Raw genomic sequence first — 24,659 nt, 5'->3', positions numbered from 1 at the left:
CCACCGCGCACACGTGATGATCGTCGACCTCGTCCGCAACGCTCCTGAGCACGTTCCGGCAGTCGTTCGTGCGCGAGGCACACCACCTGGCGGCGGTGTGCCTCGCGCGGCTGTGGTGTCGGCGAGCCGGTCAGGGGCTGCGGCGGCGGAGCAAGGTCGAGATGGTGACCGCTGCCACGAGGACACCTCCGTAGAAGACCGAGGAGACCCACGCTTCCAGGCCCAGGAGTTGGAGTCCGAGGATGCCGGTCGCGAGGAAGTAGATGCCGATGAAGGTGCCGATCGGGTTGAAGCGTCCGGGCAGGACGATCGCGGTGCCGAGGAAGACCGAGGCGAAGACCGGCAGCAGCAGGGTGTCGGAGGTGGTGGGGTTGTAGCCGCCCAGGGCCGCGACGGAGACGACCGCGCCGACACCGCACAGGGCGCCGGAGGCGACGAAGGAGCCGAAGCGGATCCGGTTGACGCGGATGCCGGAGAGCCGGCTGACTTCCCTGTTGGCTCCGACGAAGCGGATGTGGCGGCCCAGTGGTGTGAACGCCAGCAGATAGGCGAAGCCCGCCACCAGCACCACACCGTAGTAGAAGGAGACCGGCAGCCCGCCCACGGAGTACAACGCGATCTTGCCGAACCCGGTCGGCAGGCCGCTGACCGTGTTGAGGTGCGACAGCCACAGGGCGATGCCGCCCAGGAAGGTGCCCATTCCCAGGGTCACCACGATGGTGTTCACCCCGACCACGACGACGAGCAGGCCGTTGACCACGCCGACCACGATCGCGCCCACGACGGCGACGAACGCCGCCGGCCACACTCCCCACCCGTGCTCCACGACCAGAACGGGCAGGATCGTGGCGGAGAACCCGAAGACCGCCGGGACCGACAGGTCCACGAACTCCCCGACGCAGACGGTGCACAGCAGGGCCATGGTGAGGAACACCAGGGCCTGCTGGGAGCCGAAGATGGTCTGGAAGGTGCCCTTGGTCAGGAACACCCCGGGCTCCGCGGCGGCATACACCGCGATCATGGCGACCCAGATGCCGATCACCGAGTAACGCGAGGCGAAATGCCCTGCGAGGGCGGAGGCCGATGTCAGCTTCCCGGTCGGCGCCGCCTTCGGCGCGGCAGGGGGTGTGTCGGTGTCTTGCCGGCTGGTGATGTCCATCAGTCGTCCTGCCCCTTTTCTTGAGGTCTTGTGTCGTCGCCGAAGACCGCGTGGACGATGGCGTCCTGTTCCAGTTCGCCGCCCAGCTCCTTGGCGACCCGGCCGTCGCGGAACACCAGCACCCGGTCGCACAGCACGGCGAGGTCGACGGGGTCGATCGAGGCGAGGACGATTCCGCAGCCGTCCCGCGCGGCCTCCCGGATCGCGTCGATGATGTCGTGGCGGGCGCCGACGTCGACCGCCTGTGTCGGTTCGTGCAGCACCAGCAGGTTCGGTGCGCCGGCCAGCCACTTGCCCAGCAGGACCTTCTGCTGGTTGCCGCCGCTCAGTGTGTGGACCGGCGCCTGTGGGTGCGGGGGCCGGATGTCGAGTTTCGCGATCATCGCGGCGGTCTCCTCGGCCTGCCACGCGGAGCCGGTCCGCAGTCGGCCGCCGCGGCCGCGCACGCGCGGCAGTGTCAGGTTGTCCGCCACCGAGAGTCCGCCGGCCACCCCCGCCTCCAGGCGGCGCTCGGGTACGAACGCCACCCCCGCGTCCACGAACTCCTCGGTGCAGCCACGTCTGCGGTCGAGGGCAAGGCCGCGCCCGTGGACCGACAGCGTGCCGGCGCCGGCGGGGCGTGCGCCCGCCAGCGCCTCGGCCGCCTCGACGAAGCCCGAGCCGATCAGCCCGGTCAGTCCGAGGATCTCGCCACGCCGGATGTCGAGGTCCAGGCCGGTCACGGGGCCCACCGCGAGACCCCGCGCCGAGGCGACGACCTCGTCCTTGACGTGGCTCTCGACCCGCTCGTGCGTCACGAGGTGACGTCCGAGCATCATGCGGGTGAGCGAGACCTCGTCCACCTCGCTCGTGGGCAGGCCCGCCTCGACCACGGCGCCGTCGCGGAGCACCGTGACCCGGTCGGTCGCTTCGACGACCTCTTCCAACTGGTGTGAGATCAGCAGGACCGAGGTGCCCTCGTCGACGAGCGACCGGACCAGCTCGAAGAAACGGGCCCGCGCCGATCTGCCCAGCGCCCGGGTCGACTCGTCGAAGACGATCAGCCCACCCCCCGGGCGGTGGTCCTGCACCGCCCGGGCGATGGCGACCACGGCCCGGTCCTCCGCCGAGAGCTGCCCGACCTGACGGCCGACCTCCAGGGGCCGGTCCAGCCGGGCCAGGACCCGCTCGGTCGCCCGCTGCTCCTCGCGGCGGTCGATCCGCCGCGAGAGCCGGCCTGCCCGGTAGTGCCCCAGCCGCACGTTCTCCCACACCGTCAGGTCGTCCACCAGCCCGCTGTTCTGGTGGACGACCGAGACTCCCGCCTCGCGCTGCTGCATCGGGCGCACGGGCAGCGCCAACTGCTGCCCGTCCACCGCGATGGAAGCTCCGGGGTCGGGCGCGTACACACCCGTGAGGATCTTGACGAGGGTGGACTTCCCGCACCCGTTCTGGCCGACCAGCCCGTGCAGCTCTCCGGGGGCGATCCGCAGATGTACCCCGCGGAGCGCCCGGGTCGAGCCGAACGCCTTGGACAGCTCGGCCACTTCCAGACGATGGCGCGGTGCCGTGTCCGGCGGATCGGTCCGCGAGCCCGCGCTCACGGTGTGCGCCTCGTTCGTCACCCGATGCCCCAGAGCTTGGCGAAGTCCGCCTGGAAGGAGCCGTCGCCGAACCACTCACCCGAGGCCTGGGCCGCGGCCGTCACCTTGATGCTGCCGATGTTCTGCTTGGTGAACAGCCGCATGGGCTGGGCTTCGTCGATGGGCCCGGACTCGGTCATCATGCGCAGGAGTTCGTCGGTCACGCCGTAGCCCATGTAGAGCTGGTCCGCGGCCACGACCGCCTTGACCGAACCGGTCTTGATCAGGCCCAGCCCGTTCACCGAACCGGCCGCTGTGGACACGGAGATGTTCGAGGAACGTCCCGACTGCTGGACGCCCTGGAGGGTGGCCTGGAGGCTGTCCTCGAACTCGGTGTAGTAGTAGTCGGCATTGGGGTTGCTCAGGACGTTGGAACTCGCCTTCGAGGCCAGCAGGGCCGGCGTCGAGGCGGTGATCTCCTTGACCGTGACCTTGCAGCCGGGGCAGTACTTCTTGTAGATCGGCAGCGAGTCGGCCACCATCTTGATGGCCGTGGGGCTGTCGGCGTTCTGCGCGATGATCAGATTGGCCTTGCCCTTGGAGGCGGCGATGATCCACCAGGCCATCGCGGTGGGCTGAGAACCCGCACCCGGCACATAGCTCACCTGGTTGCTGTTCTTGACTCCGGCCGGGGGGTTCTGGTCCGCGATGACGATCGGGATGCCCTTGGCCTTCGCGGCGTCGAGGGCGTTCTGCGCCATGCCGTAAGGGATCGCGTCCAGGATGATCCCGGCCGCGTCCGCGGTGATCGCCTGCTGGACGCAGGACGCGATCGCGGTCGGCTGGGCCTTGCCGTCGCACACCTGCTGCGAGAGGCCGGCCTTGGACAGCGCCTGCTTCGTCGACCCGGCCGTGGCGACGAAGGCGGGGACCTGCTGGACGATCGGGATGTAGAAGACCTTGCGGCCCTTGAACTTGTCCACGCCCGGCACACTCGCGGTGGGGACGGGGTAGGTCTTGGCGACGGCCTGCAGGGCCGCCACCTTCGCCTCGGCCGTGGCAAGCCCCGATGCGGAACTGTCCTTGCCCGATGTGGTGGAGCCGGAACCGGAGCCGGAGCCGGAACTGCCGCAGCCTGCCAGCATCGCCGACGCGGCGAGCACAGCCGTGCACGAGGCCAGCCACCTTGTTCTGATAAGCGTCATTGCTTATGCCTCCATGGCCGAGCGTCCGTACTGCTGTGAGCGGACGCTGGTGGTGTCTGGAACCGCCCACCGTCACTGCGCGGGCGGAGAAAGATATGAGAGGAGCGCGTTCAGGCCCTGATCCGCGGCTCGCGCCGCGGCGGCACCTCACACCTGAGCCAGATCGGGAAGCGGACCGTGGGTTGGTGCGGTCGCCTAAACGTCCTCGACCACGTAGCGCTCGTTGATCACAAAGACCGCGGATTGATTCGGATCGGGCGGTCGGCCGGTAGCCGAAGATTCCCGGCTCGGAGCCACGATGACGCCGAGCACTTCGACGGCTCATTCCCCCGCGTCCGAACCGAGTACGGCGCAGTGATCACGATCTGCATCGTCAACCCCTGTCTGCCACAAAGGCCCAGTTCGCGGACCAATTCCCGTCAATGGCCGAAAGTGTGTGCATGTCGGCAGGCACGCGGAAGCGCATCGGCAACAAGTTAAGTTTGCGAGCCGCGCACGGGCTGCGGTCTCCCCCAGAGGCTTTCCTCTTGGTCGTGGACGACCTGGACGCTGGATCCATGGAGTTCCAGAGACCAGAAGTTCTCGCCGACGCCGTCGTGCTGTACAGCGCCGGTCCGGGGCGTTCGGTGGCAGCCGTGGCCAGGGATCCGGGTGTGAACCACGAGATGCCGCGCCTGTGGATCAAGGCTGCCGAAGAATCCGAAACGCTGTCCGTGCGTGCGCAAGCCGGACGGAAGCAGTAAGTGCGCAAGCAGTGGGCCAAGCATGGACAGGGCCTGCTCTGGATGGGAGGGCAGGCGATGCGGAGCTGGGCATCCGAGATTGCTGTTACGGAGCGAAGGAGGCCGGTTGTTCGTTGGTTGCCGCGATGTGATCTGACTCGTTCCTGGGCGAGTTCCCTTGGCCCGCCTCCCTCCCGGTGAGCAGGCTTCAGCCGAAGCCCACAGGCCGGCACTGTGCCGAACCGAGTTTCCCAGCTCAGGCCTCGCGGTCGCGAGTGGGTTCTGTTACGATCACTAGATCGATATAGTCAGGGTAGGCGTGTCGCCTGATGTGACCCTGACGGTCTTCCGCTCCGTCAGCGTCCGCCGTCCAGGTTCGCCGCCTGCGAGATGGCTCCGCCCAACCGCATCGCCCCATGTTCGACGCGGCCCGGAGGGACACCGGTGCCGTGGACGACCGGAGGACCGCCATGGACCGCCTGCTTCTCATGCGTTGTTTCGTCATCGTTGCCGACCTCGGCAGTTTCAGCGGCGCGGCCAAAGCGCTGGGATCGTCGGGATCACTGGTGTCGCGGCATGTCGCCGAACTGGAGCGGCAGGTCGGCGTCCGGCTGGTCAACCGCACGGCCCGCTCGGTGAGCCTGACCGAACCGGGCCTACGGTACGCCGAGTTCGCCTCCCGCATCATCAAGGAGATCGACGCCGAGGACTCCATCATCGCGGACCTGCACGACCGGGCGGAGGGCGCGCTCAGCATCATCTGCCCGAAGTGGATCGGGAGCCTGGACCTCGGCGACGCCATCGCCGCGTTCTCCGCCGCGCACCCGAAGATCCAGATCCGGTTCGAGCTGGGAGGCATGTCCGACCGGACGTACGACTTCCTGGACGGTGGTTTCGACCTGGCGTTCCACACCCGGGACCTGCGGGACTCCAACGTCCGGCTGAAGAAGATCGCCTCGCTGCCCTTCGTCCTGTGCGCGTCGAAAACGTACATTGACGAACGCGGCCCCCTGACGCACCCCAACGACCTGGCCGCCCATGACTGCCTGGTGCACGTCAACGACCCCGTCTGGCGCATCGGGCACGGCCCCACCTCCACGCTGCACAAGATCCGCAACGTGGCCTTCTCGTCCAACTCGTACATCGCCCTGCAGAAGGCGGCCCTGCACGGGCGCGGCATCGCCCTGCTGCCGCAGCGGTCCGCCTACGACGATCTCGTATCTGGGGCCCTCGAGGTCCAGCTGCCCCACCTGGCGGCACCCGACCGGCCGCTGTACGCGATCCACGGGCCAGGGCCGGGTACCCAGCGCAAGATCACGGTCTTCCTGGACTACCTCGCCCAGTGGTTCGCGGAGAACCCGATTCCCACGATCGGCCGCTGACATCCGCCGACACTTGCGCGGAGCGAAAACTTATATTCTGCCCCCATGCGGATCCAGTACGTCTTGGCCCCTGGCTGGACCGACGACCTGGAGTCCGTGGACGCCCAGGGCGGCTTCGTGGCGGGACTCGGCGCGGTCGAGCAGGTCGACGTACTGCCCTTCCATAAACTCGGCGCCGCGAAATACGAAGCCCTCGGCATTCTCTTCCCGCTGCTCGACAACCCGGTGCCCGACCTCGACCTGATCGAGAACGTTCGCGAGCGCTTTATGAGGCACGGAGTCCAGGCCTACTGAGCGCCGAGCCATGACTGGCATCAGCTTCATGTGCGGCGGTTTGACGGTGACGACAACTGTGGACGCCGTCATGGTCGGTTGGTAACGCGGCCTTCCCCACCGGATCACGGGGCGCCCGGCACTCGGTTGTCGGCCGCGCTAGATGTCGCCCGAGGGTAAGAGCGAGCAGCCCTAGGTCGACTATCTGCCTGTGAGAGGAAGCGACACGGAATTGCCTCTGGCATTGTCGATGCTTGTCGGATCCGTAGGGGGAGCTCTGGGTGCGGGGATGTCCATGCCTTGTAGCGTTGCGGCAATGGGTGTGGCGGGTGAATGACGGTGGCAACGCTTGCGGCCATGGCGTTCTTGGTGGCCGCTTGGTGGCCGGACGCCTCTGGACGGTGCGTCACGGGGCGGTACAGGACAACCGGCCGTACATGCTCTGATCAGGCCGAACGTCACTGGGCAGCACGACGAGGCACCGCACAACACGATCGCTCATGGTCTTGTAATGCGTAGGTATTGCCACCTACCTATGAGTGCGGGGAGCACATGTTCGTCTCGGCTACCGGGAGCCCGGACTAGGGACCATCCCTGCAGATGCAGGGAGCAGCCGATCTCTTCGGACGTGGCGGACAGCACGCTAGGACCAACCCCGCGGGCGTGGGGATGGTCCCCCGCCGTCGGCGGGGACGTTCGAGCCGAAGGAGTGCTCCCCGCACCCGCGGCGACGGTCCTCAGAACCGGGCTGTGCCCCTGCTCAAGGAAGCGCACTCCCTGGCCAGATGCCCTCTCTCCCAGCCTCGGAACCCGTCCCAGGCCAGGGACATCCCAGGGACTTTTCAGGGACTTTCACGCCTGTCTCAGGGACTTTTCAGGGACTTTCCGCCGCGTAAGCAGGGAAGGCCCTGACAGCGCTGAAAGACAAGAACGCGCTGGTCAGGGCCTGTACCTTCAGCATTCGATGATGTTCACCGCGAGGCCCCCGCGCGCCGTCTCCTTGTACTTCACGGACATGTCCGCGCAGGTGTCCTTCATGGTCTTGATGAGCTTGCTGGCCTCGACGTACACGTCCGCCCTCCCATCCCGTTGGCAGGCCCGACGACGGCAGCGCGCATTTCACTGCTCATCTCGACGCGCTCTCGGGCGGGGCCGTCGCGGATGCTCTCGGCGGGCGCCTCGGTCGGCAGGTCACCGACCCGGACGGGGGGCAGCCGGATGATCGAAGGAGCGCCGGTACGTGTGGAGGTCCGGGCTGGAACTGGCCGTAGCGGTGTAGTGCGCTTGATGCGCGTGCCCGGCGAGGACTGAACTCCGAATCTCAGGAACGCCAGTGGCGCCGTCGGTGCGGACATTGCGGGGCCCCTTGGGCGAGCACTCTCCGTGAAGGCTGACGGTCACTCGGATATCTCTGATGCATCGTCACCAATTTAAGATCATCTTGCACGCACGTTGCGCAAGATGATGAAAAACAGCGATGATCAATGGAGGGTCCTGCAAGTGTGTAACAGCAGGTCAGCAGGCATTTGGGAGTGTCGTGCCCCTCATCTCCTAGGGGCACGACACTCCACCGGTCAGATGTCCGTGATCTCCGGTACGACCCGCTCGCCCAACAGCCGCAGCGCGGCAAGCCGATCGGCTCCCCGGACCGGTCCGATGACGTGGTCGAAGCCGAGGTGCTCCAGTCGGCGCAACTCCGTGAGCAGGGCGTGGACGTTCTCGCCGCGGGTGCCGGGGTCGAGCGGGAGCAGGACCGTCTTCTCGATCTCGGCGTAGTCGCGACCGACGTCGTCGCAGTGTCTGCGGAGGACGTCGAGTTTGTGCTGGAGGTCGGGTTCGTGGAAGAGGTTGCAGGCGTCCGCGTACTCCGCGACGAGGCGGAGCGTCTTCCGCTCGCCGGAGCCGCCGACGAGGATCGGCGGGCGTGGACGCCGCACGGAGGCGGGGGAGTTGAGGGTGCGCTCCAGTCGGTAGTACCGCCCTTCGAAGGGCTTCTCGTCCTCGCTCCACATCTGCAGGCAGATCCGCAGCGTCTCCTCCAGTCGCTCGAACCGCTCCGCGACCGGCGGGAAGGGCAGGCCGAGTCCGCGTGCCTCGGCGAGGTTGAAGCCGGCGCCGACGCCGATGCCCAGGGCGGCGCGGCCCTCGGAGAGGACGTCGAGGGTGGTGACCATCTTGGCGAGCAGGCCGGGTTCGCGGTAGCCGACCGAGGTCACCAGGGCGAGGAGTTCGGCGCGTTCGGTGGACGCGGCCAGGTAGCCCAGCGTGGTGTACGCCTCCAGCATCTCCTGCTCGGAGGCGCCCACGATGCCGATCTGGAAGAGGTGGTCCATGACGGCGATGCGGGTGAAGCCGAACTCGTCCGCCGCGCGGGCGAGTTGGCCCACGTGGCGGGCGATGCCTGCCGGGCCCCCGGGCCGGGTGAAATCCGCGATGGCGATGCCGAGGTTCATGCGGGCCTTCCGTCGTGCGAACCGCTGGATCGATCACCATCGAGTATGTCGGGAGAGATATATGCTTTGTCAAGCAAGGAAATGGACAGAAGGAAAGAGGCGGAAGGGGAGAGGCCGCAGGGCGGTCGATTCCCTTCCGCCCGGTACCGCGTGGCGCCGTTTCCACCGGGCCGGCCGGTCGGCGCCACGCGGCTGTCCGTCGTCGGAGGCTCAGGCGCGTACCGGTTCGCGCTGGCCGGCCTTGTGCTGGCGGCGCCGCTCCTCGAACGAGGCGAAGACCGCCGAGACGCCGTAGACGAGGCTGAACAGGCCGAAGACGGTGGCGAGGGAGACCGCGCCGATGTCCGGGCGGACGAACAGGGAGAACGCGAAGACGAGCGACACCGCGCCGGTCAGGAGGTACAGGGTGCGCTCTCCTGCCGTCTCGTCGCGCTGGAAGGCGAGGGCTATTTCCATGGCGCCGGTGGTCAGTGCCCACGCCGCGATCCAGATCGTGAGCGCGAGCGCCGTGATCCCGGGCCATGCCAGCGCGACGATGCCGCCCGCCAGGGAGAGCCCGGCGAGCAGCAGCCAGCCGAAGACCGGCCCCACCCTGTCGCTCGCGAAGGCGCGGGCGCTGTCCGTCGCCGCGGTCAGGAACGCGTACACGGCGAAGAGGATGACGAAGGCGTTGATGGTGATGCCGGGCCAGGCGACGGAGACCGCGCCGAGGGCGACGGCCAGCAGCCCGCGCCAGAGGAGCACGTTGGGTGAAGTGAACATGGTCACCTTCCACATACGAGGGTGTCGCCTCGTTCTTCGCCCGAGGCCGGGGTTCGCCAGGAAGGCTAGAGTCGCGCCTCCCCGGCGCGATCTGTCATACGACTGCATCCGCTACTTCCTTACTCCTCTACGGTCGGCACAGAAACCCGTGCGGTCATCTGACCGATGTGCGCGGCGAGTTGGGGCGCGAGCATCGGTGCCTCCCGGCCTACGGCCTGTTGACGAGGAGCCGACGTGATCAGTGGGACCGACGGCCGTGACAGCCCGCCGACCTCGGTTCCGGTGATCGAGGATCCGCCGCGACGGACCGTCCGGCGGGCGGTCGATCTGTGGCGCCTGCTGGTGTCCCTGGCCGTCCTCGTCGTGACGGTGCTCCTGGCCGTCGCGACCCGCGACTTCGTCCGCGCCGCCCAGCAGGGCCTCCTCACCACGGCGACCGCACTGCCCCCGACCCTGCGGGACACCCTCGTGGGAACGGTCCAGGCCGTCGCCCTCCTCGCACCGGTCGTCGCCCTGGTGGTGTGGTGCGTACGGCGACGGGCCGAGCCTGTTCTACGGGTCCTGCCCGCGGCGGCGCTGGCTGCGCTGGGCGCGTGGGCGCTCACGCACCTGGCGTTGGCGCGGGGGAGACCGGACGCGTGGCCGGAGGTGCTGGACGGCCGGGACGGCCTGGTGCAGGCTGGCTGGCCGTCGGCCGTGTATCTGGCGGCCTGTGCGGCGGCGGTCGTCGCGGCGGGACCGTGGCTGGGGGCGCGCCAGCGGCGGGCGCTGTGGTTCCTGGCCGTCGGCTGCGGTGCGCTGAGTGTCGCGGCCGCCGCGATCGTTCCGCTGGACGCCGTCGCCGCCCTCGCGGTGGGTGGCGCGGCCGGGTCGGCCGTACTGCTGCTGGCCGGGGCTCCCGCCGACCGCCCGGCGATACAGGCGGTCGCCGACGCCCTCGCCGACTCCGGGATTTCGGTCACCACGCTGCGTGAACTGCCCCCGGAGGAGCAGCACTTGGGGGAAGGGACCGTCTACAGCGCGGTGACCACCGACGGTTCACGGCTGTCCGTGCGGGTGCTCGCCGCCGAGGACCACAACCGTGACCTCTTCCACCGGCTCGCCCGGCGCACACTGCTGCGCCATCCTGCCGACGCCACCGCCCAGTTGCCGCTCGGAGCCGCCGAGCACGAGCTGCTGATGCTCGTCTTCGCGGCCCGCACCGGCGCCCGGGTGGACGAACCGGTGATGGCGTACCCGGTGGCCGGGGTCGGCGCGCTGGTGGCGACCGTCGAGCAGGACTCCCGTGCGCTGTCTGCTCTGCCGGACGGGGAGTTGACCGATCAGCTCCTCGTCGGGGCGTGGACCTCCGTGGCCCGGCTCCAGGAACACCGCCTGGGGCATGGGGAGTTGCGCCCCGAGCACATCCGCGTCGAACCGGACGGTGAGAGCCGGCTCTCCGCGTTCGCGCGCGGCCGACTCAACGCGCCGCCCGACATGCTCGGCGCCGACCTCGCCGAGCTGCTGGCCACGACCGCCGTACGGGTCGGCCCCCGACGCGCCACCGCGTGCGCGCTGGCCGGGCTCGGGCCGGAACTGCTCGCGACCGCGCTGCCGTACCTCCAGCCGCTCGCGCTGATGGGACCGGTACGGCACGCCGTCGCCCGCTACGACCAGGCCCGCGCACGGGCGGCCGGAGAGAAGGCCGGACGGCGCACGCTCCGCGCCGGCGGTCGGCCCAGTCTGCTGCGTGACCTCGCCGCCGAGGTCTCAACTGCCAGTGGTGCCAAGCCGGTTCCGCTCGCGCATCTGGCACGGTTCACGTGGAAGAGCGTCCTGGGACTGGCGGGCGCGTTCCTCGTACTCCACCTGGTGCTGCCGCAGTTGGCCAACGCACCGGCAGCTCTCGACGCGCTGCGGGACGCGAACTGGTGGTGGGTGCTCGCGGTGTTGCCCATCACCTTCCTCTCGCAGGCGTTCTCGACCTGCCTCCAACTGGGCACCATCCCGGACCGGTTGCCGTTCGGCCCGACCTACCAGGTGCAGTTCGCGAGTTCGTTCCTGAACCGGATCACCCCGAGCAATGTGGGCGGCATGGCGCTCAACCTGCGCTATCTGCAGAAGACGGGGATCGAGACCGGGGCGGCCACGGCCTCCGTCGGGCTGCAGAGCCTGGCCGGCGCGCTCTCCAACACCGTTGTCGCCGCCGTGTTCTTCGCCTGGGCGGGGCGTGGTCACGCGGGAGTTCACCTGGATCTGTCCGCCGGGCGGTATGCGCTGTGGGCCGTCGCCCTGGTGCTCGCCGCCGGGGGCCTGCTCGGCTTCACTCCGCCGGGCCGCCGCTTCCTGCGCGACAAGGTGTGGCCGTTCCTGCGCGCGGCCGGATCGACCGTCGCCGGGCTCGCCACCGAACCGGGCAAGGTCGTCGTGGGTGTCGTCGGCGCGCTGGGTCTGCCCCTCATCCAGGTCGTCGGCCTGGCGATGAGCCTTCACGCGCTGGGCGGCGGTCCCCCGTTCATCCAGGTCGGTGCCGCGTACATGGCGGCCCGGCTGATCGCCAACGCGGCCCCCGTGCCGGGCGGGCTGGGAGCGCTGGAGGCCGGGCTCATCGCCGGTCTGACGGCGCTCGGCGTGGCGGCGGGGGCGGCCACTTCGGCGGTGCTCGTGTACCGGCTGCTGACGTTCTGGCTGAACGTGCCGCTGGGCGCCGTGGCTTTGAGTTTCGTGCAGCGGCGGGGCTACGTGTGACGAGTCGGCGTATCAGGGAGTCGTACGCTGGACGGGCCGGGCGGCGCCGCCTTGCAGTTCAGGGCGCGGTCACATGACCGAAGCCCTGCCGTGGGGATTCTCCTACGATTCCGCTGGTGAAGACATGGAGCGTCCTGGAAGTCTGGGGAGACGCGTGTACGAAGCCGGGCTCCTCGGTCGCGACCGGCAGGTGCGGGTCCTGCACGACCTGCTGGGCAGGCTGCCCGCCGCCGGAGGCGCCCTGGCGCTCGAAGGCGGTCCGGGCGTCGGCAAGTCCGCGTTGCTGCGGGCCGTCGCGGAACGCGCCCGGTCGGCGGGATGGCGGCTGCTGGAGGTGGCCGGGGGTTCGGACGACACTCCCTTCAGCGGCCTGCGCGCGTTGCTGCGGCCGGTGCTCGGCACGGCGGAGTCCCTGCCGGTGGGACAGGGCGGCATCCTGCGCTCGGCGTTCGACGGCGGTTCCGGACCGTCACCGGAGACCCTGCGGGTGGCCCTGGCCGCGTTCAACCTGCTCACGGCGTCAGCGGCCGAGCGGCCCGTGGTGCTGGTCGCCGACGACGCGCAACGGCTCGACGGGCCCACCCGGGACGTGCTGGCGTTCTTGGCCCGCAGGGTCGACGACAACCCGATCGTCGTCCTCGCGGCCCTCCGCGCCGGACGCCCCCTGCCGGGTGTGCCCGTGCTGGACGTGCCGGTCCTGGACGAGTCCTCGGCGCGACGGCTGCTGACCCGTCACGCGGCCGCACTGCCTCCCGTCGTCCGCGAGCGCATCCTCGGTGAGGCGCTCGGCAACCCGCTCGCCCTGGTCGAACTGCCCTTGGCGTGGCGTCCGTCGGGGCCGCCGGGATCGTGGACCCACCTGCCGGTGACCTCCGCGCTGGAGACGGCGTTCGCGTCCGGCCTCGGCGAACTGCCGGACCAGACACGGGACGCCCTGCTGGTCGCGGCCGTCGACCAGGCCGGAGACCTCTCGGAGATCCTGGCGGCGACCTCCGTCCTCGCGGGGCGCGCGGTCGCGGTGGACGTGCTCGACGGCGCGATCGCGGCCCAGCTCCTGCGGCTCGACAGGACGACCCTGCGTTTCTGTCATCCCGTGGTGCGTTTCGTGGTGTTGGGCGCGGAGACACAGACCCGGCGGCAGGCCGCCGACGCGGCTCTGGCGCAGGTGCTGACCGAGGATTCGGACAGGCGCACCTGGCATCGCGCCCAGTCCGTCAACGGCCCCGACGACGAGCTCGCGGATGAACTGGCCGACATCCACGCCTCGTTGCTCCGGCGGCACGGAGTCGTCTCGGCCATCCGGGCCCTTGAGCGTTCGGCGCAGCTCACCACGGACTCGGTCACCCGGGGGCACCGGTTGCTGGCCGCGGCCGAGCACGCGTACGGCCTCGGGCGTATCCGCCTCACCCACTCGCTGATCGAGGGGGCCGAACACCAGCGACTCGGCGCCGCGGACCGGGCGAAGGCCTGGTGGCTGCGGGACCTCTCGGACGCCGAGCCGCAGCCCGGTCCGGCACGGGTACAAGTGCCGCCGGACATCGGCGAGTTGTCGGCGTGCGACCCTGACCTCGCCCTTGACCTGCTGCTGAGCGCGGCACTCCACGTTCACCGCACCGCGGCCGGTCCTGCCGCGCGGGCCGGGGTCGTCGAAGCCGCCGAGCGCATCACCTCCACGGACGACGCCCGCCACCTCGCGGCCCTGGCTCTCACCGAACCCGTGCGCCACGGGCGGGAGTTGACCGACCTGCTGCCCTCGCACGAGACGGTCCGGGACCGCCCCGACGCCGACTGCCTACGGCTGCTCGGCATGGCCGCGCACGAGATCGGCGATCCGGTCCGCGCGGTCGACCTGCTCGGCCGGGCGGCACCTCTCCTCCGCGAACAGGGCCGGCTCGGCCTGCTCGCGGAGACCCTCCTCACCGAAGCCGCCGACCTGCTGTTGCTCGGGGACTGGCCGCGTGCCACTCGACTCACCGAAGAGGCACGGCGGATCGCCGCCGGGACCCGACAGCCGGCCGTGGTCGCCACCCTCGCCGCCACGGACGCGATCGCCGCCGCCCTGCGTGGACAGGCCCTACGCGCACAGGAGTTGGCCGACACGGTGGCCGCATGGCAGCGCGCCGACCTCGTCCCGACGCTACGGCTGGCGCGTGGCCTGGCGCGGCTGGGGGAGGGGCGGTACACCGAGGCCTACGACGAGTTGCGGCCGCTTCTCGACCGGCCGCCCGAGGACCTGCGACGGCAGGGCTTCGCCGCGCTGACGCCGTTCGTCGTGGCCGCGGATCGGGGCGGCAGGCGTCAGGAAGCCGCGCGTGTCCTCGCGGCCGTGGAGGAAGCCGCGCGGGTGACTCCGGCCCCGCTGTTGCACGTCCAACTGCCCTACGCCCGTGCGGTGTTGGCATGCGACGCGGCGGCCGAGGGGCTGTACCTGGCCGCGTTGGACCAGGACCTCTCGCGCTGGCCGCTGGTCGAGGCGCGGACGGAGCACGCGTACGGACAGTGGCTGCGACGCCATCGGCAGGCCGCCCGGTCCCGCGCGCTGCTGCTCTCGGCGCGGACCGCCTTCGACCTCGTCGGCGCCTCCGACTGGGCGGGCCACAACGCGGCGCACGGAGCCGACAACCCGCTTCCGTCCATCGCCGAACTCCTGTCCCCCCAGGAGGTGTTGATCGCGCGGCTGGCCGCGGACGGGCTCTCCAACAGGGAGATCGCGGAACGGCTGTACCTGTCCCACCGCACGGTCGCCGCGCATCTGTACCGGGCCTTCCCCAAGCTCGGCATCACCTCGCGCAGCGAGCTGGCCCCGCTGTTGAGGCCGCCCGGCGAGGACGGTCCGGCGGTCGGGTGACGCGGGTCCGGATCCGTCCCGGCGTCATTCCAGGGCTACTTGCGCCTCCGCCTGGGCGCACGGGGCGACCGCAGGAGCGCGCTGCGCTCTCCTTCCGACATGCCGCCCCACACACCGTAGGACTCGGGGCCGTTCATCGCGATGCGGGCGCAGACCTCGATCACGGGGCAACTCCCGCAGACGGCCCGGGCCTTCTTCTCCCGCGCCCGTTTCGCGGTGCCGCGTTCGCCGGGCGGGGAGAAGAAGACGGAACTGTCCATGCCCCGGCAGAGGGCGTGCTGCTGCCAGTCCCAGTAGGCGGCGAAAGGGCGGTGGCGAGGGATCATGACGCTTCCTCCCGGTGACGGGTCGATCCGGTGCGGATCATCGTCGTCGCCGGGGCTGCGTCATGGCTTCAGTCGATTGACCGATGGGCGGTCGGTATCGGCTCGGAGTCGTTCATCTTCGCCCGGTTCTGCGCCAGGAGTGTCTTTACGTCCTGCTCGACCTGCTCGGCGCTGATCCCGAGGACATGGCCCATGTGGGCCGACCACACCTCGGAGCGGATGTTGGTCTCGAAGTCCAGGTCGGCGCGGACCTTCTCGCGGATCGCCTGGCGGTTCTGGCTCACCATCACGAAGGTCGACAGGAAGATCGCCTCCAGGCTGACGATCATCGTGAGCAGTCCGAACGGGTAGGGGTCCCAGACGGCGGACGGGCCGAACAGGCCCTCGTTGAAGGTGATCCAGACCGCGAACCACAGGGCGTGCAGATACACGAACTGCATGGTTCCGGCGAAGGTGGTGATCGCGTCGGCGATCCGGTCCTGGGTTCCACGCATGCGCGCGAGCACGGCCTGCTCGTTCGGCAGTCGTATGTCCAAGCCATTGGTTCCAGGGGGCACGGGCACTCCTTGATCCGCTGCTCACGAGAGACGCCCGTCAGCGTAGGGACGGGCCGGGCGGGTTCCTTGGGTCAAACGACTGCGGGCGCGGCCGTACCGCAGGCCTGTACGCCGTCCATTGAGTCGATTGACCCAAGCGGGCCGGGGCGGCGCGACGGAAGAGTGACGGGCAGTTGAGGCGTGTACCTCGGTACCTCGCGTCATCGAGCAGGACGTATCCGTCAAGGAAGGGATCACCATGTCGGACCCGACGCCGCAGAAGAACGCCACCTCGGACGGCCCCGCCGGCCGCCTCGCCGAGCTGTCCCAGAAGGCCCAGGATGCCCAGCGCACCGTGGCCGCGAGTGTCGCGGAGGACCGGCAGAAGCTGTCCGCCGCGGTCGCCGACGCGAAGGACAAGGCCGAACAGGGCGCGCAGCGGCTGCAGTCGAGCGGTCAGCGGGCCAAGGCGAACGTCACCGGAAGCTGGAACCAGGTACAGACGTCCTGGCAGGACCACGTGGGCTCGGTCCGCACGAAACTGGAGGACCGCAAGGCCGAGCGCGACGCGAAGCGGCTGGACCACGCCGCCGACGAGGCCGAGGACTACGCCGCCGACGCCGTCGAGTTCGCGATCGCGGCCGTGGAGGAGGCGGAGTACGCCACGCTGGACGCGGTGCTGGCGCGGGTCGAGGCGGACGAAGCGGCCGAGGCCGCGCAGTGACCGTCGGGCTCTGACGCGCCCGCGGGTGCGGCGGCCGGCCGGACGGCCGGGGCGGCGGGTCGTGGGACACCACCCACGGCCTGCTGTTCTTCGCGGGTCGGTACGGCGTGATGTCGCCCCCCGCTCCGTCGTCGCGCGGTGGTTCCGACGCGACGGCGGGGCGGCCGTGTGGGTGGTCACTGCCGTCGGCTCGGAATGCTGTGACCGGGAACATCGACCCCTGTCACCGGATCAGCGACGATCTTGTTGTCGAGGGAAGAGCACGCGCATTCCCTCGCGCCGACTGGATATATTTCTTTAGGCAAGCAACTTGACGGAGGGAAGTCGGTGACCTCACGGCCTGGAGCGGACCTGGTCGGTCGCGCGGCCGAGTTGCGGCTGCTGGACGCGCTGTCGGCCGGGCGGGACGGGGGGTGTCCCGGCCTGCTGCTGCGCGGCGGCCCGGGGGTGGGGAAGACCGCGCTGCTGGACGCCGCCGCGGCACGGGCCGTAGCGGATGGGACGCGGGTACTGCGATCCTCCGCCGTGGAGTTCGAGGCCGGGATGACCTACTCGGCGTTGCACCAACTGCTCTATCCGCTGCGCCGGGACGCCGAGCGGCTCGCCGGGCACCACCGTGATGTCGTCGACCGCATCTTCGGGCTCGCGCCCGGACCGTCGCCGGATCCGTTGGCAGCCGGGACCGCGGTACTCGCGCTGCTCGGTGAAGTCGCCGTGGAGCGGCCCTTGTTGATGGTCGCCGACGACGTGCCGTGGATCGACCGGGCCAGCGCGGCCGCGCTGGGTTTCGTCGTCCGCAGGATCAGCGACCATCCGATCGTGTTTCTGGCCGCCGCCCGGACCGGCGCGGACAGCTTCTGCGACCAACTCGACCTGCCCGTAAGGGAGATCGAGCCGTTGGCCGAGCCGGAAGCGGTCGAGTTACTGGACGGCCGGTGGCCCGAACTGGGGCCGTCGGTACGGCAGCGGATGCTGGCCGAGGCCGCGGGGAACCCGCTCGCGCTGCGGGAGTTGCCGAAGGAGCTGAGCAGCCGGCAGCGCTCGGGTCACCTCCCGCTCCCCGCGCTCCTGCCGTTGTCCGGGCGACTGGAGGCGGCCTTCGCCTCCAGCGTCGAGGGACTGCCCGCACCGACCCGAACGGCCCTTCTCATGGCGGCACTTGATCCCGGGATCGGCCGGGCCGTGATCCGGCGGGCCGCGGGGGATGCCGATGGCTTCGACGCCCTCGCCCCGGCGCGGGAGGCCGACCTGCTCCAGGTCGACGCGCGCGCCGACCGCATCACCTTTCGCCATCGGCTGACCCGCGCCGCGATCGTGCACCTGGCCTGCCCCGGCGAACGCCGTCGCGCCCACCTCTCCCTGGCCGCGGCCCTGACCGACGTACCCGAGCGCCGGGCATGGCACCTGGCCGAGGCCACCACCGGACCGGACGAGACGCTGGCCCGGGCGCTGGACGAAGCGGCCCTGCCCGCCTGGCGGCACGGCGAGCCGGCCGGCTCCGACCGGCGGCGAGGCGCCGCGTCCGCCGCCGCCGCCGTCGCCGCGCTCGCGCGGGCCGGTGAACTCAGCCCGCACCCCGAGGACCGCTCCCGCCGATTGGCCGAGGCCGCCTACCTCGCGACCTTCACCGGCCAACTCGAAGACGTACCAAGGCTGTTGGCGGATGCCGGACGGGCCGCCGACCCGCCGGGCGGACTCGCCTTCGCGGCCACCGCCCAGCTCCTCACGCACGACGAGGGTGACATCGATGCCGCCCACCGCCTCCTGGCCCGGGCGCTCGACGAAAACGCCGCCGGCGCCACGGACGACGACTGGGACCACTGCGGAATCCTGTACGCGCTGCTCCTCGTCAGCGTCCACACCCACCGCCCCGAGCCGTGGCGGCTCCTCAAGACCGCGCTGGACCGGTTCGAACCGACCGCGATGACCGCGATCCGCCTCTGCTACGAGGCGTACGTCCACCCCACCACCGCCTCCGACGCGTTGCGCAAGGGCCTCGCCGACGCCTTCGCGGCGCTGCCCGCCGACGCGGCACCCTGGGAACTGATCCCCCTGGCCTTCGCGGCGATCGCGATGGACGCCCTGTCGGACCATCGGTACCTGGTCTCCCGCATGATCGAACGCGAACGCGACGGCGGTGCGATCGCCATGGCCGTCCCCGCGCTGATGCTGCTCTGCCACGACTCCTACGTCCACGGCCGGTGGGACGAGGCCGAGAGCCTGGCTCAGGAGGGGCTGGACCTGGCGGCGGCCCACGGCTACCGCTTCTGGGAGCGGCAGATCCGGGCCCTGCTCGCGCCCGGCGCGGCGGCGCGCGGGGACGGGGACCTCGCCCGGACCCGCAGCGAGGAGACCACGACCTGGGCCGCACCCCGCGGCATCGAGGTGACGGAGGCCTACGCCCACTCGGCCCGCAACCTCGCGGCCATGGGCCAGGGCGACTACGAGGAGGCCCACCTCCAAGCGGGCCGGATCGATCCCTCCGGCGCACCGAGCACCGGCATCCCGGGCCGGTGGCTGGTCCTGAACCTGGTCGAGGCGGCCGTACGCACCGGCCGTACGGACGAGGCCCGCGATCATGCCGCCGCCGCGCGGACGGCGGGCATCCACCGGATCTCCTCGCGCACCGCGCTGCTCTGCGCCGGAGCCGAGGCCGTGGCCGCCGACGAGGACGACGCCGGGCCCCTGTTCGAGGCCGCCCTCGCCCTGCCCCACGCGGCCCGCTGGCCGTGGGAGCACGCGCGCATCCAGCTCGCCTACGGACAGTGGCTGCGCCGCACCCGCGACCACCACGCCCGCCGCCATCTGAGCGCCGCCCTCGAGACCTTCGACCGGATCGGCGCGAAGGCCATGGCCCAGCGGGCCCGCAACGAACTGCGCGCCACCGGCGTCGTCATCCCCAGCGGGCCCGCCGCACCGGCCGCCGCGCTGACCGTGCAGGAACGGCAGATCGCCGAACTGGCGGCCGTGGGCCTCACCAACCGGCAGATCGGCGAGCGGCTGTTCCTCTCCCACCGCACGGTCGGCTCCCACCTGCACCGGCTGTACCCCAAACTCGGCATCACCTCGCGCGCCGCGCTCCGCGCCGCCCTGGAGGCCATGACACCCGGAGCCACGGCGCGGGCCACGGGTCCGGCGGTACCGTAGAACGAACCCTTCTGATCAGTGAGCCGGAGAAGACATTGGTCGACAAGGAGATCAGGGCCCTGGCGACCGTGCTGCTCGAACGCGTCGGGGAACTGGCGAAGGAGATGGCGGCGCGGATCCGCGCCGGCTCACGGGAGTACCACTACGACGCGGTGCCCGCGGCGGACCTGGAGGAGGCCTGCCGGACCCACGTGAGCAACGCGCTCCAGGCACTCACCGGGCAGGTACCCCTGGACACGGAGGCCGCGGCCGACATCGGCCGCCGCCGCGCCCGGCAGAACGTGCCGCTGCCCACCGTGATGACGGCCTACCGCGTCGGCGTGAAGTACTTCTGGGAGTCGGTCGTCGCCGAGGCCACCACAACCGCCCTGGTGGGCAACGACGTTCTGGTCGCGGCCGCCACCGCCATGTGGGAGATCCAGGACGGCATCACCGAGGCCATGGTCACCGGATACCACGACGCCGTGGCCCAGCGGCTCCTCGCGGGCGAGCAGGAACGCTCGGCGCTGGTGGAGGCCCTCCTGGAGGGCAGGAGCATGGACGCCGACGCCGTGTGGTCCGCCGCGGAGGTCCTCCGGGTGCCGCGCGGCGGTCCGTTCACCGTGGTCGCCGCCGAGGTGCCGCGGATCGGCCGGCAGGCCCTGCCGGACATCGCGGACCTCCTGACCCGGCGCGGCATCCGCTCCGCCTGGCGCCTGCGCCCCGACCTCCAGCTCGGCATCGTGCACCTGCGCACCCCGCGCGATCTGCCCGACCTGGTCGAGGTGTTGCGGGACCACGCGGTACGACGCGTGGGCGTGAGCCCCTCCTACGACGACCTCAACCGCACCGGCGACGCCCTGCGCTTCGCCAAGGTCGCGATGCGCGGCGGTGACGCGGGGACCAGCGCCGTGACCGTCTTCGACGACTCACCGCTCGCGGTCGCCACGGCCGGCGCACCCGACGTCATGGCCCGCGTCGCCACCCGGGTCCTCGGCCCCATCGAGGCCCTGCCCGCCGACGAACGCGCCCTGCTGCTGGACACGTTGGACGTCTGGTTCGACTGCGGCGGCTCCGCCGAGGAGGCCGCCAAACAGCTCTACGTCCACCCCAACACCGTCCGCACCCGCCTGCGCCGCATCACCGAACGCACCGGCCGTTCACTGACCGACCCCCGCGGCATCACCGAACTCGCCCTCGCCCTGCGCGCCGTACGGCAGACTCCGAGGCCCCCGACCCCGGAGCCGACCGACAGCACACGGAAGTCCTAGGCCGCGGTACCGCCCGCGTAGTCGCTCTTGAACGTCGTCTCGACGGTCGTGGCGACGGACTGGGCCACTCCCGTGCCGGTGAGGATGATGCCCAACTCCCGGTTGTTCGAGAGGGAGTTGCTGCTGATGTTCATCGAACCCGCCTCCACCTCCTGGGTGGACAGGCCGTAGTCGGCGACCATGGCCTTGGCGTGGATGTAGAAGCCGTCCGGGTCGGAGTAGCCGACGACCGTGCCGCCGGCCGCCTTGACCGCGGAGACCTCGCTCGCGTAGTCGCCCGGGGTCTCCAGCACCACCCGCACGGTCACGCCCGCCTTCGCTCTGGCCACGATCGCGTTGACCACCGTGCTGTCGCTGAACTCCAACTCCTCGACGTCCAGCGTCTTCGTGGCCGCGTTGATCACGGTCAGCAGCCGGGTGCGCGAGTCGGTGGGGGACCAGAGCAGATGGTCGCCGTCGGTCGGGGTGATCGTCGTGCCGGCGTAGTCCGCGTTGAACACCTTCTCGATCGCGGCGACATCACGTGTGTCGTCGGTGAAGACACCGTAGTCGCGGCCGGTCGAGTAGTACTGCGAGGTCAGATTGCCGGTCAGGACGAGCGACTTGGTGGCGTCCACGGTGATCGTCTTTTGGTGCGTGTAGACGAAGCTGGACGGCGACCACACCACACCCACGCCCGCGTTCGTCAGCGCCGTGTACGCCGAACTGTTGGCGGACTGGTGCGCGCGGTCCAGGACCACCCGCACGGTGACGCCCTTCTTCTCCAGGGCGATCAGGTCGTTGACGGCCGTGGTGTCCTCCAGCTCGTACATCGTCATGTCGAGCGAGGAGGCAGCCGAGTTGATGAAGTCGTAGATGGTCGGCTGGGTGGTGCCGGCCTGAGAGAAGGCGAAGGCGGTGTAGGTCGCGGCGTTGGCGGGGACAGCCGTGACGAAGAGGGTGGCGCCGGCTGCCAGCGCGACACCCGCGCGGCCGAGGAACGTCCTCAACATGCGTGACTCCTAGTCGAGTTGATGCCCACGTGGGGGGTGGCGGGCAGGTGCATGACACCACGCGCGTAGAACGCGGAGGAAGAGAAGCCGGGTGAACTCGGCGTTGCCTGCCGTGAATACGGCCGGACAAAGGGGACTTCGGCCAGGTGGGGGCCGGTTCATGGGGTTCCCGCGAGTTAGCAAAAACTTCGTAGCCACAGGATCCCGGGTCAACGACAGCGCCCCTGAAGGGGCGCGGGGAACTGCGCGACCAGCCCCGACGGCGCGGCAGCCAAACGACGGCATATCGGGGCACTACCAGCGGAGCGCCTAGGCTGCGCACCGACCCACGCATCAACACCAGGAGCACCCCGTGTCCAACCCCCCGTACCCAGACACCCACCACCCGGACGAGCACCCCGCACCCCACCCGCTCCTCGCACCCGTCCTCGCCCTCCTGGGCACCTGGCACGGCCAAGGCAAGGGCGAATACCCCACCATCGACGGCGACTTCACCTACGCCCAGGACGTCACCTTCACCCACGACGGCCGCCCCTTCCTGCACTACGAGGCCCGAGCCTGGATCCTCGACGCCGAAGGCGCACCACTCCGCCCGGCAGCCCGCGAGAGCGGCTGGTGGCGCCTGCAACCCGAGGGCCGAGTCGAGGCACTCATCACCCAGCCCACCGGCATCGCAGAGATCCTCGTCGGAACCGCCACCGCCGGCACGATCGACCTCACCACCCACCAGATCGCCCTCACCCCCACCGCCAAGAACGTCACCGCCACCCGCCGCCGCTACACCCTCACCGACGACGCCACCCTCACCTTCACCCACGACCTGGAAGCCGTGGGACAACCCCTGCAACACCACCTCGCGGCGCAGCTCCACCGCACGGACTGAAGTGGACTGATCAGAAAGCCTGTTCACGGCGTTGCTTTCCGAATATCCGATCGTTGATCTCCTCATGCAGTGAGCGGTGCCCGAGCGGCATGGAGGCGTGGATCGACAGTGGTGCCCGGCGGCCTCCCGTGGGCAGGCGAACGGAGAGCCCTGTGCGCATGAGTGACCTTCAACGGTGCGAGATCCGGCCCGGCCGACTCGTCGAGTGGACGCTGCACCCGGCGGCCGTAGGGGCGGCGCGGGCCCTCCCGGACGACGCGCGGCCACCGGCGTACGTGCAGGAGTCCCACATCCGGACGGCGCGCTCGGTGCGCGAGGACGGGCTGTTCGTGCCGACCTGGCTCGGTACCGCTTTCGACATGCCGGGGCGGATCGAACTCGACGTGCTCCAGGGCGCGTTGCGGTCCTGGATGCTTCGGCACGAGACGCTGCGCAGCGGCTTCCGGTGGGCCGGTGACGAGATGCGCCGCTTCACCCTGGACGCCGACGCCGTGGCCCTGCACCGTGAGGACGTGGGGGAGTTCGCGGACGCGGTGACGCTGACCCGGTACCTGCAGGACCGTTTCGATGTGACGGCCGACGCGCTCACCTGGCCCAACTTCCTCTTCGCCGCTGTCGTCCGCGACGACGGCACGAGCGTCTACCTCGCCTTCGACCACAGCAACGTCGACGCCTACTCCCTCCACCGCATCGCCGGCGAGGTCCACGAGCTGTACGCGGCCGGCCTCGCCGGGAAGGCCGTCGAGTCGGCGCCCGTCGCCAGTTACATCGACTTCTGCGCGGGCGAGCGCACCGATGCGGACCAGATCGACGACACGCACACCGTCGTGTCCCGCTGGCGCGAGTTCATCGCCCGCTGCGACGGCAAGCTGCCGAACTTCCCCGTCGACCTCGGCCTCGACCCCGAAGGCCCGCTGCCCACCCAGAAGTTCCTCCAGGAGATGCTTGTCGACGAGACGGACGCGGCGGCCTTCGACGCGTACTGCCGCCCCTACGGCGGAAGCCTCGTCGGTATCCTCGCGGCCGTCGCGCTGGCCGCCCGCGAGATCAGCGGCCTCGACGTGTACCGCACCGTCGTCCCCTTCCACACCCGCGCCAAGTCCCGCTGGGCCGACTCGGTCGGCTGGTACGTGGGCGGCGCCCCGATCGAGATCCCCGTCCAGCACGCCACCGACTTCGACCACGCCCTGCGCATGGTCCGCGCCACCCTCCGCGAGAACCGCCCGCTGGCCCGCATGCCCATCGCCCGCGTCCTGCGCCTGCTGGGCGCCGACTTCCGGCCCACGTCCCCCGACCTGTACTCGATCGTCTCCTACGTCGACTCGCGGGCCCTGCCGGGTTCGGAGCGCTGGCAGGAGCTCAAGGCGTACGGACTGATCCGGGTGTCGTACGGCGACCAGGTGTGCGCGTGGGTGACCCGGGTCCACGAGGGACTGCAGTTCGCGTGCCGCGTCCCGGACAACGTCATCGCGGACAAGAACATGCGGCTGTGCATGGAGCTGGTGCGGGAGCGGCTCGTCGAGGTGGCCCGGCAGGCCCTGCCCGCGGCGGTCGGTCCCGCCTAGGGGCGGGCGGGGGCGCGCGGCACCTCACCGTACCGACCTGCGCACGCGCGCCCCATGTCCGAACAAACATGGTGCAGGACCGTTGACCGACCGGACGGACGGGACCTACGTTCTCTGCAGGCGAAAGCGCTTGCCATACCCCC

18 protein-coding genes and 1 pseudogene are annotated in these 24,659 nt (G+C 70.4%); 10 read left to right on the top strand and 9 right to left on the bottom strand.

Annotated elements, in window-relative coordinates; genetic code table 11:
• Positions 1 to 130: 130 nt before the first annotated feature.
• From OG504_RS03310 to OG504_RS03300, 3 genes are read right to left on the bottom strand one after another with little or no spacing between them, the layout of a single operon-like run.
• Positions 131 to 1,159, bottom strand: coding sequence for an ABC transporter permease (locus OG504_RS03310; protein ID WP_405988327.1), 1,029 nt, complete (start codon positions 1,157 to 1,159; stop codon positions 131 to 133).
• Positions 1,159 to 2,763, bottom strand: coding sequence for a sugar ABC transporter ATP-binding protein (locus OG504_RS03305; RefSeq protein ID WP_405988326.1), 1,605 nt, complete (start codon positions 2,761 to 2,763; stop codon positions 1,159 to 1,161). Before OG504_RS03305 ends, OG504_RS03310 begins: the two co-directional genes overlap by 1 nt.
• Complete coding sequence (locus OG504_RS03300; RefSeq protein ID WP_405988325.1) at positions 2,760 to 3,926, bottom strand: sugar ABC transporter substrate-binding protein; 1,167 nt, start codon at positions 3,924 to 3,926, stop codon at positions 2,760 to 2,762. The genes OG504_RS03305 and OG504_RS03300 overlap by 4 nt, the downstream gene beginning before the upstream one ends.
• A gap of 533 nt (positions 3,927 to 4,459) precedes the next feature.
• On the opposite strand from OG504_RS03300, the gene OG504_RS03295 reads away from it, so the two are divergent.
• The 3 genes from OG504_RS03295 (at position 4,460) to OG504_RS03285 (ending at position 6,324) form a co-directional block, all read left to right on the top strand.
• Positions 4,460 to 4,669 carry a hypothetical protein gene (locus OG504_RS03295; RefSeq protein ID WP_329257958.1) on the top strand — a complete coding sequence of 70 codons (210 nt, stop codon included), beginning with the start codon at positions 4,460 to 4,462 and terminating at the stop codon, positions 4,667 to 4,669.
• Between the two features lie 449 nt (positions 4,670 to 5,118).
• Positions 5,119 to 6,030 carry a LysR family transcriptional regulator gene (locus OG504_RS03290; RefSeq protein ID WP_405988324.1) on the top strand — a complete coding sequence of 304 codons (912 nt, stop codon included), beginning with the start codon at positions 5,119 to 5,121 and terminating at the stop codon, positions 6,028 to 6,030.
• Between the two features lie 45 nt (positions 6,031 to 6,075).
• A complete protein-coding gene (locus OG504_RS03285) occupies positions 6,076 to 6,324 on the top strand; it encodes a hypothetical protein (protein ID WP_405988323.1) in 249 nt (82 codons plus the stop codon).
• A 933-nt stretch (positions 6,325 to 7,257) separates the two neighbouring features.
• Here OG504_RS03285 and OG504_RS03280 read toward each other — a convergent pair.
• From OG504_RS03280 to OG504_RS03270, 3 genes and pseudogenes are all read right to left on the bottom strand, one after another.
• Positions 7,258 to 7,407 (bottom strand): annotated as a pseudogene (locus OG504_RS03280) (L-serine ammonia-lyase); the annotation flags it as partial.
• Between the two features lie 470 nt (positions 7,408 to 7,877).
• Positions 7,878 to 8,756, bottom strand: a complete 879-nt coding sequence (locus OG504_RS03275) for an LLM class F420-dependent oxidoreductase (RefSeq protein WP_405988322.1) — start codon at positions 8,754 to 8,756, stop codon at positions 7,878 to 7,880.
• A gap of 210 nt (positions 8,757 to 8,966) precedes the next feature.
• Entirely contained in the window at positions 8,967 to 9,518 is a 552-nt protein-coding gene (locus tag OG504_RS03270; protein ID WP_405988321.1) for an HdeD family acid-resistance protein, read from the bottom strand.
• A 234-nt stretch (positions 9,519 to 9,752) separates the two neighbouring features.
• Here OG504_RS03270 and OG504_RS03265 point away from each other — a divergent pair, with 234 nt between their 5' ends.
• The gene (locus OG504_RS03265; RefSeq protein WP_405988320.1) at positions 9,753 to 12,245 is read left to right on the top strand and encodes a flippase-like domain-containing protein; all 2,493 of its coding nucleotides are present in this window, start codon (positions 9,753 to 9,755) and stop codon (positions 12,243 to 12,245) included.
• Between the two features lie 154 nt (positions 12,246 to 12,399).
• Positions 12,400 to 15,093, top strand: a complete 2,694-nt coding sequence (locus OG504_RS03260; protein ID WP_405988319.1) for an AAA family ATPase — start codon at positions 12,400 to 12,402, stop codon at positions 15,091 to 15,093.
• Between the two features lie 35 nt (positions 15,094 to 15,128).
• Here the strand turns inward: OG504_RS03260 and OG504_RS03255 are convergent, their stop codons facing one another.
• Positions 15,129 to 15,419 (bottom strand): WhiB family transcriptional regulator, encoded by a 291-nt coding sequence (locus tag OG504_RS03255; protein ID WP_405988318.1) that lies wholly within the window; start codon positions 15,417 to 15,419, stop codon positions 15,129 to 15,131.
• A 68-nt stretch (positions 15,420 to 15,487) separates the two neighbouring features.
• Positions 15,488 to 15,955, bottom strand: coding sequence for a DUF1003 domain-containing protein (locus OG504_RS03250; protein ID WP_405988317.1), 468 nt, complete (start codon positions 15,953 to 15,955; stop codon positions 15,488 to 15,490).
• A gap of 259 nt (positions 15,956 to 16,214) precedes the next feature.
• Here OG504_RS03250 and OG504_RS03245 point away from each other — a divergent pair, with 259 nt between their 5' ends.
• From OG504_RS03245 to OG504_RS03235, 3 genes are all read left to right on the top strand, one after another.
• The gene (locus OG504_RS03245) at positions 16,215 to 16,679 is read left to right on the top strand and encodes a hypothetical protein (protein WP_405988316.1); all 465 of its coding nucleotides are present in this window, start codon (positions 16,215 to 16,217) and stop codon (positions 16,677 to 16,679) included.
• Positions 16,680 to 17,006: 327 nt separating this feature from the next.
• On the top strand, positions 17,007 to 19,826 hold the full coding sequence (locus tag OG504_RS03240; protein WP_405988315.1) for an AAA family ATPase: 2,820 nt from the start codon (positions 17,007 to 17,009) through the stop codon (positions 19,824 to 19,826).
• A 35-nt stretch (positions 19,827 to 19,861) separates the two neighbouring features.
• Positions 19,862 to 21,076, top strand: a complete 1,215-nt coding sequence (locus OG504_RS03235) for a PucR family transcriptional regulator (protein ID WP_405988314.1) — start codon at positions 19,862 to 19,864, stop codon at positions 21,074 to 21,076.
• Here OG504_RS03235 and OG504_RS03230 read toward each other — a convergent pair.
• Positions 21,073 to 22,068, bottom strand: a complete 996-nt coding sequence (locus OG504_RS03230; RefSeq protein ID WP_405988313.1) for a phospholipase D-like domain-containing protein — start codon at positions 22,066 to 22,068, stop codon at positions 21,073 to 21,075. The two genes, OG504_RS03235 and OG504_RS03230, sit on opposite strands and share 4 nt — an antisense overlap.
• A gap of 352 nt (positions 22,069 to 22,420) precedes the next feature.
• Here OG504_RS03230 and OG504_RS03225 point away from each other — a divergent pair, with 352 nt between their 5' ends.
• On the top strand, positions 22,421 to 22,951 hold the full coding sequence (locus OG504_RS03225; protein WP_405988312.1) for an FABP family protein: 531 nt from the start codon (positions 22,421 to 22,423) through the stop codon (positions 22,949 to 22,951).
• Between the two features lie 158 nt (positions 22,952 to 23,109).
• The gene (locus OG504_RS03220) at positions 23,110 to 24,516 is read left to right on the top strand and encodes a condensation domain-containing protein (protein WP_405988311.1); all 1,407 of its coding nucleotides are present in this window, start codon (positions 23,110 to 23,112) and stop codon (positions 24,514 to 24,516) included.
• The last annotated feature ends 143 nt before the right edge of the window (positions 24,517 to 24,659 follow it).

It is taken from the genome of Streptomyces sp. NBC_00986 (assembly GCF_045162565.1).
GTDB lineage: Bacteria > Actinomycetota > Actinomycetes > Streptomycetales > Streptomycetaceae > Streptomyces.
This window is presented reverse-complemented; position numbering and strand designations above follow the sequence as displayed.

What these genes read in the sequence shown, in the direction of transcription:
- OG504_RS03270 (WP_405988321.1), bottom strand. Translation starts at nt 9,518, where the DNA reads ATGTTCACTTCACCCAACGTGCTCCTCTGGCGCGGGCTGCTGGCCGTC.
- OG504_RS03230 (WP_405988313.1), bottom strand. Translation starts at nt 22,068, where the DNA reads ATGTTGAGGACGTTCCTCGGCCGCGCGGGTGTCGCGCTGGCAGCCGGC.
- OG504_RS03285 (WP_405988323.1), top strand. Translation starts at nt 6,076, where the DNA reads ATGCGGATCCAGTACGTCTTGGCCCCTGGCTGGACCGACGACCTGGAG.
- OG504_RS03255 (WP_405988318.1), bottom strand. Translation starts at nt 15,419, where the DNA reads ATGATCCCTCGCCACCGCCCTTTCGCCGCCTACTGGGACTGGCAGCAG.
- OG504_RS03300 (WP_405988325.1), bottom strand. Translation starts at nt 3,926, where the DNA reads ATGACGCTTATCAGAACAAGGTGGCTGGCCTCGTGCACGGCTGTGCTC.
- OG504_RS03310 (WP_405988327.1), bottom strand. Translation starts at nt 1,159, where the DNA reads ATGGACATCACCAGCCGGCAAGACACCGACACACCCCCTGCCGCGCCG.
- OG504_RS03275 (WP_405988322.1), bottom strand. Translation starts at nt 8,756, where the DNA reads ATGAACCTCGGCATCGCCATCGCGGATTTCACCCGGCCCGGGGGCCCG.
- OG504_RS03245 (WP_405988316.1), top strand. Translation starts at nt 16,215, where the DNA reads ATGTCGGACCCGACGCCGCAGAAGAACGCCACCTCGGACGGCCCCGCC.
- OG504_RS03220 (WP_405988311.1), top strand. Translation starts at nt 23,110, where the DNA reads ATGAGTGACCTTCAACGGTGCGAGATCCGGCCCGGCCGACTCGTCGAG.
- OG504_RS03290 (WP_405988324.1), top strand. Translation starts at nt 5,119, where the DNA reads ATGGACCGCCTGCTTCTCATGCGTTGTTTCGTCATCGTTGCCGACCTC.